Source organism: Microcoleus sp. B5-D4, assembly GCF_036705145.1.
Lineage (GTDB): Bacteria > Cyanobacteriota > Cyanobacteriia > Cyanobacteriales > Microcoleaceae > Microcoleus.
The window spans coordinates 115,304-127,726 of sequence record NZ_JAUBTV010000007.1 but is presented as its reverse complement, the minus strand read 5'-3'; the positions used below and the strand labels follow the sequence as shown (position 1 = coordinate 127,726).

10 protein-coding genes are annotated in these 12,423 nt (G+C 46.2%); all 10 read left to right on the top strand.

What is annotated here, in order from left to right:
* Positions 1-363: 363 nt before the first annotated feature.
* Positions 364-594, top strand: a complete 231-nt coding sequence (locus QUB10_RS05415) for a KGG domain-containing protein (protein ID WP_333083789.1) — start codon at positions 364-366, stop codon at positions 592-594.
* 492 nt (positions 595-1,086) lie between these two features.
* On the top strand, positions 1,087-1,617 hold the full coding sequence (locus QUB10_RS05410) for an FHA domain-containing protein (RefSeq protein WP_333200243.1): 531 nt from the start codon (positions 1,087-1,089) through the stop codon (positions 1,615-1,617).
* Positions 1,618-1,851: 234 nt separating this feature from the next.
* Positions 1,852-3,855 carry an FHA domain-containing protein gene (locus QUB10_RS05405; protein WP_333200241.1) on the top strand — a complete coding sequence of 668 codons (2,004 nt, stop codon included), beginning with the start codon at positions 1,852-1,854 and terminating at the stop codon, positions 3,853-3,855.
* A 306-nt stretch (positions 3,856-4,161) separates the two neighbouring features.
* On the top strand, positions 4,162-4,590 hold the full coding sequence (locus tag QUB10_RS05400; protein ID WP_333200239.1) for a hypothetical protein: 429 nt from the start codon (positions 4,162-4,164) through the stop codon (positions 4,588-4,590).
* Between the two features lie 116 nt (positions 4,591-4,706).
* Positions 4,707-5,858, top strand: coding sequence for a DNA cytosine methyltransferase (locus QUB10_RS05395; RefSeq protein ID WP_333200237.1), 1,152 nt, complete (start codon positions 4,707-4,709; stop codon positions 5,856-5,858).
* 195 nt (positions 5,859-6,053) lie between these two features.
* A complete protein-coding gene (gene miaB / locus QUB10_RS05390) occupies positions 6,054-7,394 on the top strand; it encodes a tRNA (N6-isopentenyl adenosine(37)-C2)-methylthiotransferase MiaB (protein ID WP_333200235.1) in 1,341 nt (446 codons plus the stop codon).
* 196 nt (positions 7,395-7,590) lie between these two features.
* A complete protein-coding gene (locus tag QUB10_RS05385; RefSeq protein ID WP_333200233.1) occupies positions 7,591-8,661 on the top strand; it encodes a D-alanine--D-alanine ligase family protein in 1,071 nt (356 codons plus the stop codon).
* A 262-nt stretch (positions 8,662-8,923) separates the two neighbouring features.
* Positions 8,924-10,006, top strand: a complete 1,083-nt coding sequence (locus tag QUB10_RS05380) for an AI-2E family transporter (protein ID WP_333200231.1) — start codon at positions 8,924-8,926, stop codon at positions 10,004-10,006.
* A gap of 593 nt (positions 10,007-10,599) precedes the next feature.
* On the top strand, positions 10,600-10,785 hold the full coding sequence (locus tag QUB10_RS05375; RefSeq protein WP_333200229.1) for a hypothetical protein: 186 nt from the start codon (positions 10,600-10,602) through the stop codon (positions 10,783-10,785).
* A gap of 91 nt (positions 10,786-10,876) precedes the next feature.
* A complete protein-coding gene (locus tag QUB10_RS05370; RefSeq protein ID WP_333200227.1) occupies positions 10,877-12,166 on the top strand; it encodes an HhoA/HhoB/HtrA family serine endopeptidase in 1,290 nt (429 codons plus the stop codon).
* Positions 12,167-12,423 lie beyond the last annotated feature (257 nt).

The window sequence follows — 12,423 nt, the reverse complement described above, 5'->3', positions numbered from 1 at the left end:
GTCGAAAAATCCTCTGAGTCTACTGCCAATCAGCTTTCGGTTCCATCCTTCCAGCGAACTAAAGAATGACTATACCTGAGAAAGAGGTATAAAAGTTGGGGGGGTTTATAGAATGATTGAAAGACAGTAACCAGCTTAAAACATTGTCGGCTCTAACTATAGTGCCCGGGCGTGAACTATTTTTAGTTCACATTTGTAAATTATGAAAGAGTCATCCTGCGAGTTAAACCAAAAGCTTAGATTCGTCTGATGAGGTTTCATAATTTACCGTCGGATATCTCACCACTGACTGGGAGTAACCATGACAGTGGGAGGCGAAGGCGCGATCGAGCTAAAAAATCAGAAAAAAACAAGGAGACAGTCATGGCTGAGAAAAGCAAACGCGGATTCGCTTCTATGGATGCAGAAAAACAGCGCGCAATTGCTAGCAAAGGCGGAAAAGCTGCACACGAGAAAGGAACTGCACACGAATTCACCTCTGAAGAAGCCAGACAAGCTGGTCAAAAAGGTGGCGAAGCTGTCAGCAGAAATCGTGAACATATGGCTCAAATTGGTCGCGAAGGCGGTCGGAAAAGCCGCAAGAGCGAAGCTTAAGTCTTTCAAGGCTGGCCCTGTAATGAAAGATTGCACAGTTGCAGCGTGAGAGATAGCACTAGGACAGTAAACGTTTGAGGAGGTTGGGCGATCGAAGTTACCAAGGTAGTTCGATCGCCCAACCTCCAAAATTCGTAACTAGCGCACCAAAGCTTGGCAAATTTGAAAACCCCACAGCAATTAGTTTTTAGCAATCGCTGGCAAATCTTTAACGGCAATTTTTTAACAAAGCTGCACTGGGGTCAATAATTTTGCGGGAAAGAAAAGCTGGTAAGCGCGAGTCAGTCTCTCAAAAAAAGCCAATACGAGCACTAAAAGCCCCGAACTCAGGGCTTTTTTGTTTAGCTGCACATAATAATATTTTTAGAAGTGCGATCGAGCCTGCCTCAATAAGCCTCAATAATTATAATTAAGTTTTTTGGTGAGGAAGTCCGTCCTCAAAATAAATCAGTTAATATTTTTTTATATTTTTGAGCAGCAAACTATACAATCATGACCAACCAGCTCACTTTAGCATGGACAGAAGCTGGGGTGCGCCAAACTCAGACAATTCAAAACGGACAGCCGAGCAAAAATCCGGGAACCGTGAGGCTAGGGCGCGATCCGGCGAAGTGCGATATAGTATTTTCGCATCCCAGCGTATCGGGTCTGCACGTTGAAATATTTTTTAATCAGGAATTGCAGGAGTATGCAGTGCGGAATTTGCGCGAAAGTAATCCGCCGCTGGTAGATGGAAAAATTCTCGCCCAAGGCGAAGCAAAATTGAAATTGGGAAGCCACATCCATTTAGGCCAAGTGGAAATTGAGGTGCTGAAGGTGACGGAGGTGCAGGTAGCCGCGCCCCAGACAGTTTTGCTGTCGGGGCCTCCCGCACCTGGTAACTTTCACCCGACGGGGCCTTCACAATATGGTTTGCAGTGTCCCAAATGCAGCCGAATTTCGCCTTACGCGCAGTTGAATGCGGGGTGTCCGTGGTGCGGTACTTCTTTGGCGGCGGCGGCGAGTGTGATGCTGTCTCCGTGAAAGTTGGAAAAACTGAGATGTTGCACCATTCTCAATTACTTGTTTAGGAACAGGCTTTTCGGCCTGTTCCACAAGAAAATTCATCTATTGTGGAATGGGCATCTTGCCCGTTCTTGACAATGGTGCAAGATTTAAGAAAAAGGGAAAATCACGGTATCCGCTAAACACTCTCAACTTCAAAAATCTTTTTTTGCAGAAAGCTCAAAGCCGACGGCTGATGTTTAAAAAATAATCATGAATTCTCAACCCTTGCGCCTGCGACTGACTTGGACAGATACAGCTACGGGGGATTGTCGATCCCCGATACTCGACTTACCCATCGCTTTGGGACGAATTTTTGAAGCTATGCCCGCCACTATCAACGGGAAACGAGTTTCTCGAATTGCCCTCAGCAGCAGTCAAGTTTCTCGGTTCCATGCAGTGATAGGCACCGAAGGTAACAGTATTTTACTTACTGACACGGGTAGCCGCAACGGTACTTTTGTCAACGGCGTTCGCCAAACCCGTTGCGTGCTGGCAAACGGGGATATGCTGCAAGTTGGGCCCTACGCGATCGGCATTTCTTTTGCTGTTAATTCCCCAGAAACGCCGTCGGTCAATTCTCACATTTTCTTTAACCCGCAGACCAATGGGCCAGACCCCGCGTTGGGCCAGCCAATAATGTTGCAGCTTCCTCAAACAAGTAGTAGGGGAGAATTTCCGCCGATTGCATTTTTGCAAGCTTCTCAAGTGTCAATGCGATCGCTCGAATCTAGGGGACTTCCTGTAGCAGAAGTTGATTGGGCGGCCGTTGGCGGCGGTTTGGGCAGCTTTATTTGGGTGGATGTGCTGAGAATTTGCGGCGTGAAAATCGATCGAATTGCGGTTTTGGGCATGGAAAACCAGCCTTACGCCCGCTATCTGCGTCTGTGCCTGAATTCTCAAATTCCGCTGCGGGAACGCCTAAGATCGAATTCTGACTCTTGTCCAGACAACATTTGGGGGTGGCCTCCCTATGCTTTGCGGGAAGCTTGGCAGGAATTGCTCAAAGGGCGTTTGGGAGTATCACTGATGTTGATGTGGCAGGTGTTTGCTGAACCGACTTTTGCCGAAACTTATACGCCTCGCGCGGGGAATGTGTTTGATTCTATTGACAGGGAAGTCGATCGAATTGGGTGGAATCAAATGTTTCGCTACGGTAGAGTGCGGGGAATTCGCAAAACAGATGACGGCAGGTACGCGATCGCTTATTCTCGATCGGATGCGGATCACCGCGACCACGCTTTTTTAATCGCCAAATACGTACACTTAGCCACCGGCTATCCCGCCATTCAATTTCTGCCGGACTTGCAAGCTTATCGCGAAAAAACCCAGGATTTTGAGTCGGTTGTCAACGCTTATGAAAGCCACGACGGCGTTTACGAAAAATTGGAGGCCAGCGGCGGCAGCGTGTTAATTAGAGGCCGGGGAATTGTGGCTTCGCGGGTGGTGCAGCGAATTTACGAAGCGCGACAGCGGAACAGTAATATTCAAGTATTGCATTTGATGCGATCGCCCAAACCTCAAGGTAACAAATTTAAACTCGCTGAGCGAAGAGTCGAAAATCACTACGAATTTCAACCTTTCAACTGGCCGAAAGCTTGCTGGGGCGGGGAACTCCGCGTACTTTTGGAAAAAGCCGCCCCCGAATTGCGACCGCAGTTGCTCACAGACTGGGGCGGAACTACCACAGCCCAGCGCAGCGACTGGCGGCGGATTGTCAAAGAAGGTTTAAGTCAAGGATGGTATCAAATTACCTTCGGGGAAGTCGAGCGAGTCGAGCGCGACAGTCAAAACCGCACAGTGACGTACATTCAGGAGAAGGAACTCAAGGGGCAAATTAAGTTAGAAGCTGATTTTATTATTGATGCTACGGGTTTGGACGCTAAGGTAAAAACCAGTCCCCTGTTAAACGATTTGGTAGCTCAATATAATATTCCCCTCAACGGTTTGGGTCGGCTGAGTGTTAACAACGATTTTGAAGTGCCCGAATTGCGGAATTCTTCTGCTAGCAACACAGAAGGCCGGGTATATGCAGCCGGCGCGATTACTTTGGGGGGGCCTTACGCGCCGGTAGACAGCTTTTTGGGCTTGCAATACGCCGCCTTGCGTTCGGTTGAAAGTCTGGCCGCCAACCGAGTTCCGGGTGTACGGAAATTGAGCGTTTGGCGATCGTTCGTGCAGTGGTTGAAGTGGATTTTAAATAAATCTCCCGACTAACTGGAAAGAGGAAGTTCGGCAACAAGCAATGTACAGAATTTAATGGATTTAACTGAGATATTGCACCATTTTCAATAGGTTTTTTACGGGCAGGTTTTTTACGGGCGGGCTCTCCTGCCCAACCCCTACTCCCCACAAGAAAACTCACTCTTTGTGGAACAGGCATCTTGCCTGTTCTTGAAAATGGTAAAAGATGTGAGATTTAACTGATTAAAACTAACTTCGCCTTCAATCTAAAATCTAAAATCTAAAATCGAACAACCTTCCCATTCAATCTAAAATCTAAAATCTAAAATCTAAAATCGCATGACTCCCACCTTATTCGGTCGCTGGCAAACTCGGTTACTGTTATTTGCAACCGTAGGCGTTTTAGTAACGCTGCCCTTTTGTCTGGGTTTAATTACCTCCCAATCAGGCTCTATCTTTTTCTGGATTTTAGGGTATGTAGCGATTTTTGGCCTCGGCTGGGATGCTTTATATATATACATCCAGCAGTTTCGCTGGGATCGAGATTGGCCCGGCGCGTTTCAATTGCTGGCAGGGATTTGGGAAGCACTTTTTGTGTTATTTTTAATCAAAGTTATCGGTTTACCGGGGATACCTGCACAAGATTTTGACTTGGGAGCTTTTGCTTTGCATTATAGTTTAGTGTGGCTGGCTATTTATCTGGCATCCCAAACACTGATGCGGATTTTGTTTCCCCACTGGCGTTTCCGAGGCGGGCAATGGTTGTAATTATACCTGTAGGGGCAGTTTTTACCAACAAGAATCGCCTCAAATCCATAATCTAATAAACCCGCCCCGGCTATTCTACCAATTCCCAATTCCCAATTCCCCATGCCCCATTCCCCATGCCCAATTCCCAATTCCCCATCCCCTGTATTTTCTCATTTTTTTCGGGTTCTGGCTTGCTCGATCTGGGCTTTGAGTCGATCGGCTTTAATGTAGCGTATGTCAATGAAATTTTCCCACCTTTCATGCAAGCATACCGCTATTCTCGGCAGTGCCTGAATTTACCACAGCCAGAATACGGATATTGGGAAGGAGAGGAAGCAGATGTAACTCGACTTGTAGGGGGAGAACCAGCTTTTCGCCTGCGGGAATTGATGCAGGATGCCCGCAAGCATCACGATATTGTAGGATTTATCGCGGGGCCGCCTTGTCCTGACTTTTCTATTGGTGGCAAAAACCGGGGTGGGGAAGGAGATAAAGGTCAACTTTCAGCTTCCTACATTGAATTGATTTGTCAGCAGCAGCCAGATTTCTTTTTATTTGAAAATGTCAAAGGTTTGTGGAGAACCAAAAAACATAAAGCTTTTTACGACGCACTCAAAAATCAGTTGGCTGATTCGGGATACGTTTTTGCCGAACGTTTAATTAATGCGATAGAATACGGTGTCCCGCAAGATAGGGATAGAATTATTTTGATTGGGCTTAGAAAAAACCTTGTCAAAAATCTGGGCATTTCCCTAGAGGAAAAAAGCCAAATGTTATCCGAAAGTTTATTTCCTTGGCAAAGTCAAATATTATATCCCAAATCAGAAACTTTTTCTCATCCTTGGCCTGATAGAAATGCCTTTGCAGGTGATGGTTTCTTGCCTTGTCCTGATGGCATTCCCCAAGATTTAACGGTAGAATTTTGGTTCCAAAAAAATGACGTTCTCAACCATCCCAATGCCAAACACTATTTTCAACCCAAAGCAGGCATTAAGCGGTTTGCTTCCGTTGATGAAGGAGATGATTCAAAAAAATCTTTCAAGCGATTGCACCGATGGCGTTATTCGCCAACAGCTTGTTACGGCAATAACGAAGTTCACTTGCACCCTTACAAACTTCGCCGGCTTTCTGTTGCAGAAACACTGGCTATTCAGTCACTACCAAAAGATTTTGCACTGCCGCCCAAGATGACGTTGACTAATATGTTTAAAACTGTTGGCAATGGGGTTCCTTATTTGGCGGCACAAGGTATTGCCAAAACAATTTTACAGTTTTTATCTCACTAAAAAAACAGAATAGCCAGATACCCGACTTCGCAGATTTTGTCGGTATCTAAAAATATTTGTAGCGATAAGGGGCGCATTGCACACCCTATAATTATTAAAATTCCCAATTACCAGACGTATGTCATTTAACACAGAAGTGTTATAATAAAGTGTTAAGGTTGAAAACCTATATTTTTTATTTGCCTGCAATTCGCCATGACCGTTAAACCCCGCCGCTATCACATCACTACTTTCGGATGCCAGATGAATAAAGCCGACTCGGAACGGATGGCCGGCATTCTGGAAAATATGGGCTTTGAGTTCTCGGAAGACCCGAACGAAGCTAGCTTGATTCTCTACAATACTTGCACGATTCGCGACAATGCCGAACAAAGAGTTTATTCTAACCTAGGAAGGCAAGCTCATCGCAAGCGCCAAGAACCGGGTTTAACTTTAATTGTAGCTGGATGCGTGGCGCAGCAGGAAGGTGAAGCGCTGCTGCGGAGAGTGCCGGAATTAGACTTAGTAATGGGGCCGCAACACGCTAACCGACTTGAAGATTTACTCGAACAAGTTTTTGAGGGCAATCAAGTTGTGGCGACTGAAGCTGTGGAAATTATGGAGGATATTACTAAGCCGCGCCGCGATAGTAAGGTGACTGCTTGGGTGAATGTAATTTACGGCTGCAATGAACGCTGCACTTATTGTGTTGTCCCGAATGTTCGCGGGGTTGAACAGTCGCGAATGCCGGAGGCTATTCGCGCGGAAATGGAGGATTTGGGCCGTCAAGGTTACAAGGAAGTAACTTTGTTGGGGCAAAATATTGATGCTTACGGGCGCGATTTGCCGGGGACAAAACCGGACGGCAGCAACCAGCATACTTTGACGGATTTGCTTTATTTTTTGCAGGATGTGCCTGGTGTCGATCGCCTCAGATTTGCTACTAGCCACCCGCGCTATTTTACGGAAAGATTGATTAAGGCTTGTGCTGAATTACCGCAGGTTTGCGAACATTTTCACATTCCTTTTCAGTCGGGAGATAATGATATTTTGAAGGCGATGTCGCGGGGTTATACTCAGGAAAAATACCGCCGGATCATTGATACAATTCGCCGTTATATGCCGGATGCTTCGATTACTGCGGACGCGATTGTCGGTTTTCCTGGGGAGACGGAAGCACAGTTTGAGAAGACTTTGAAGTTGATCGAAGAGGTTGGTTTCGATTTGGTGAATACTGCGGCTTATTCGCCTCGCCCTGGGACGCCTGCGGCTTTGTGGGAAAATCAGTTGAGTGAGGAGGTGAAAGCCGATCGCCTGCAACGAATCAATCATGTGGTGACAACAACGGCGATGGAACGATCGCAGCGCTATTTCGGACGCACTGAAGAGGTTTTGGTGGAAGTCCAGAATCTCAAAGATCCAACTCAGGTGATGGGGCGAACTCGCGGCAATCGTCTCACATTTTTTAAGGGCGATATTGCTGAATTGGCGGGTAAAATTGTGCGGGTTAAAATTACAGATATTCGCGCTTTTAGTTTGACGGGAGAAATGCTTTAAATAGCACCGGAATGAGATAGGGACGGCTTACTGGTGAACTCTTCTAAGAAGATGTAATTTTTTTTACCGCAGAGAGCGCAGAGGACACAGAGGAAGAGTGGAAGGGAGGAGATAAGTAGTCTTAAAGCGGTTCGTATGTGCCTTAGTTGCGCTCTCTGCGTGTATATTTGTCGAAAAGTCCTAGGAGTAGTGGAAAATGACAATGATGCGGATCGGGCTATTGTTCGGGGGGCGATCGGGCGAACACGAAGTCTCAATTAGTTCGGCGCGGGCGATCGCCCGTGCCCTCGCTGCTGACGAAAATGCCTCTAAATACGAAGTTCTGCCCTTTTACATCCAAAAAAACGGCCGCTGGCTGTCGGGAACATTACCTCAAGAAGTCTTAGCCACCGGAAAACCTCTGGAAATAGAGGAACAAACAGCACAAAACGACTCTCCCGCTGGACAGTTTCCTAATTTTAATGCCGTAGATGTTTGGTTCCCTGTTTTGCACGGCCCAAACGGTGAAGATGGTACGGTGCAAGGGTTGCTGAAATTAATGCAAGTTCCTTTTGTCGGTTCGGGGGTTTTAGGTTCGGCGCTGGGAATGGATAAAATTGCCATGAAAATGGCTTTTGCTCAAGCTGGTTTGCCACAGGTAAAATACATCGCTGTCAACCGTTCCGAAATCTGGTCTAATCCTTGCGTTTTCCCTAAACTCTGTGATAAAATTGAAGCAGCTTTGGGCTATCCTTGCTTTGTGAAACCGGCCAATTTGGGCTCGTCTGTGGGAATTTCTAAAGCTCGATCGCGCGCTGAGTTAGAAGCAGCCCTCGACAGCGCCGCTAGCTACGATCGGCGGATAATTGTCGAAGCGGGTGTGGTTGCTAGAGAATTAGAATGTGCAGTTTTAGGTAACGATAATCCCCAAGCTTCAACCGTGGGAGAAATTACTTTTCAAAGCGATTTCTACGACTACGAAACTAAATATACCCAGGGACAAGCCGACTGCTCAATCCCGGCAAAAGTCAGCGGTGCGATCGTCTCGCAAATCCAAGAAATGGCAGTACAAGCATTTTTGGCTATAGACGCGGCAGGTTTAGCGCGAGTAGACTTTTTCTACATTGAATCAACCGGAGAAGTTTTGATTAACGAAATCAACACTTTTCCCGGCTTTACAGCTACCAGTATGTATCCGCAAATGTGGGCCGCAGACGGCATTTCTTTCCCTGAATTAGTAGACCGTTTAATTCAATTAGCTCTCGAACGGTACGGGGAAAAAGGTTGAATCGTGCGCTGCAAACTGCTGCCCGGTCAACAGCAACAAATATTTGTTTCGCAGGTGATATATCCATAGCAGCGGAAACGATATAACATGGTTGTGGCAGGCAGTGCCTGCCAGCAACCCAATTTCCGCTGGGGGTCGAGCTACTGCGAATTTTCAGCAGTCGGGTATAAATTAAATGCACCCTAAAATGTTTAAGCGAGAACGGCAAATAGCAGCGTCAATCTCACATCTTGCATCTCAAATTTTAACTCGGTTAACTTAGATGAGACGTTTCACTCAACTGCCGCAGTGGTGGACTTACGGACTGGTATTTCCCCTAGCGGTACTCAACTGCTGGTTAGCCCTCCTAGTCTTTGAATATTTTCGCGCCCTGATTACAGTTTTGGTAGTGGCTACAGTGCTGTCTTTTTTGCTAGATTATCCAGTGCGCTTTCTGCACAGATACGGCTTGAAGCGCGATCGAGCAGTTTTGTCGGTATTGTTTTTGACTTTACTGCTATTGGTGGTTTTAGGTCTGACTCTAGCCCCCATTCTGCTAAACCAAATTACTGAACTTGCCACCCGACTGCCGACTTGGATAGTTTCTGGCACAGAACAGATTGAAGCATTCCACAATTGGGCCGAAAATCGCAATCTCCGCATTGATGTTAGCGGTTTGACTACCCAATTGAGCGATCGACTTTCATCTCAATTGCAGTCTCTCACTGGCGAAATTCTCAAATTTGGCTTGGGTGCTGCAGACAGTCTGTTGAATTTCCTCCTCACAATAGTCGTGACATTCTACTTGCTCTTGCACGGCGATCGCGTATGGGAAGGATTGTTTAAATGGTTTCCCTCCAAGCATAGCCTTCAATTGCGAGAGTTGCTGGCGCGAAGCTTCCACAACTACTTCGTCGGGCAAGCAACTTTGGCGGGCTTGATGGGATTGTCTATCACTGTTGCTTTTTTAATTATGCGAGTTCCCTTCGGACTTCTGTTTGGTTTGGGTGTCGGTGTAATGACTATGATTCCCTTCGGAGCACCTTTCAGTATTTGCATTGTCAGTTTGCTGATCACATTAAACAACTTTTGGCTCGGCGTCACAGTTTTAGCTGTCGCTACAGTAATTGAGCAAATAATTGAAAGCGGGGTTGCTCCTCGGTTATTAGGCGGTTTTATAGGTCTCAATCCTGTGTGGATTTTAGTGGCGCTGCTGGTGGGGGTTAAGGTGGCAGGAATAGCAGGTTTGTTAGTTGCTGTGCCGATGGCTGGTTTTATTAAGAATACTGTTGATGTTTTGGAAAGTTCGAGGAACAAGTCGAGGGAAATTGATTCGGTTAGTTCCATTGAACCTATGGAGCAATAAAATTCCTCCATAGGTTCAAATTTTAGATTTCAAAAGAGTTTTTGCAGGCTATTGTGACCGAAAGCATCCAGGATACAAGCCCCCGAACTTATCTCGCGCAAGTCAATGCTTCAATTCTAAAATCTAAAATCTAAAATCTAAAATCGATTGACTTAGGTTTAATTGGTACTTTAGCTTGAGGCTTTATATCAAATCCGGTAGCATCGGAATTATTCCTCTCTGTATTCTCTCCCTCTGCGTTCTCTGCGCCCTCTGCGGTTAAATCATTCCGATACAACCGAAAACGATATTACAGGTTTTTTACTTCCTGCTTTAGGGTGAGGCTTTCCGGTGCTTTAGCTGCGATCCTTCCTGGATACAGGCGCGGTCAAAAACTTCGTTTCTACGTTAACGTCGATCGCTCCCAACAAAGATTTTGCGTAGAAACCTGGTTTTGTTGAGTCCAGGATTATTTTTGACCAAGAATTTATTGATGGTACTCGCCACGTGATTTATCCGTGGAATCAATCCAAAATCTAAAATCTAAAATCCTCAAGCCCCCGAATTTATCGGTGTGGTCAATCCAAAATCTAAAATCTAAAATCTAAAATCGAATGACTTCGGATATCAATCCTGTGAAAAGTTCGCGGGAAATACGGAATATGCGAGCTGGCTACCGTAGTTTATATTATCGCACTCAGACAGCAATTCGCCAGTGCCGACCCAGTTCGATCGCACTCAAAAGCTCGAATCCACAAACAATTTGCCTACGACTGTCCGGTTTCTACCCCAGCTTGTAGGGTAAACCCCACCAGTCAAGCAGAACTCATAAATGCTTGAATTAAAATTAAAGAACCTTTAGTTCTAATTTAATTACAGTAGGTGCTAAAAATGCAAAATCCTAATTATAACTCTCCCTCTAACTCCCACCAACTCAATACTATGTCAACTAAAAATATGCCTGCTACAACTGTGCGTTCTCGCCGTTCTTCTTTGCCGAAAAAACTGGCTTTTTTATCCCTCATTTTGCTCGGCTCCACCGCAACTGTTGGGTGCAACGCCCTAACTTCTGGAGTTCCTGGAAGTTCTAACGCCATTCAAGCTGAACCTTCAACTACAGCGCCAATCTCAGCATTGCCTGCGAATATACTGCCTTCTCAAGACTCTAATTTTGTTACTAAAGTTGTGCAGGAAGTCGGCCCGGCGGTAGTGCGGATTAATTCTTCTCGCACCGTGACGAACCAAGTTCCAGATGAGATACCTGAGCAATTCCGCCGCTTCTTCGGTTCCGAATCTCCGATTGCACCGGGAAATCGAGTAGAACGGGGTTCTGGTTCGGGTTTTATTTTTGGTTCCGACGGTCGCATTTTGACTAACGCTCACGTCGTTGACCGGGCAGATACGGTGACGGTAAAACTGAAGGATGGCCGTGAATTTGTCGGCAAAGTTTTAGGCGTAGATACAGTTACTGATGTGGCTGTTGTTAAAATTGAAGCTACCAATTTGCCTGTGGTGAGTTTGGGCAAATCTGAAGAATTAGAGCCGGGAGAATGGGCGATCGCGATCGGCAATCCCCTCGGTTTGGATAATACTGTGACTGTGGGAATTATTAGCGCTACAGGCCGTTCTAGCGCCGATGTCGGTGTTCCTGACAAGCGCGTCAGCTTTATTCAAACCGACGCTGCGATCAATCCTGGTAATTCTGGTGGCCCGCTGCTGAACCAGCGCGGTCAAGTTATCGGCATGAATACGGCGATTATTCAAGGCGCTCAAGGATTGGGTTTTGCTATTCCGATCGATCGAGCACAACAAATTGCCGAGCAATTAGTAACAGCAGGAAAAGCCGAACATCCTTATCTCGGCGTTCGGATGTTGAGCATTACTCCCGAAATCAAGAAAGAATTTAATCAAAATCCCAACACCAAATTGAGGCTGACTGAAGATAAAGGTGTGTTAGTTTTGGGAGTTGCGAAAAATTCTCCGGCGGCACAAGCTGGAGTTCGCGTTGCCGATGTGATCAAGAAAATCAATGGTGCAGAAGTAACTGATGCTGGCAGCGTACAGCAAATTGTCGAGAAAAGTACAGTGGGCAGCGATCTGCAGCTTGAATTGAGCCGCGGCGGACAACCTGTTACTGTGGCGGTGAAAGCGGGTGCTTTTCCAGCGGATCAGGAGCGGTAGAATTGTTGATTGAAACTTAGATCTTGCACCATTCTCAATTAGCATTTTAGGAACAGGCAAGATGCCTGTTCCACAAGAAAATCTACTCTTTGTGGAACGGGCCGGAGAGCCCGTTCTTGAGATTGGTGTAAGATGTGAGTTTTAGCTTAGATATTGCACCATTCTCAATTAGGATTTTATGAACAGGCAAGATGCCTGTTCCACAAGAAAATTTATCTCTTGTGGAACGGGCCGGAGAGCCCGTTCTTGAGATTGGT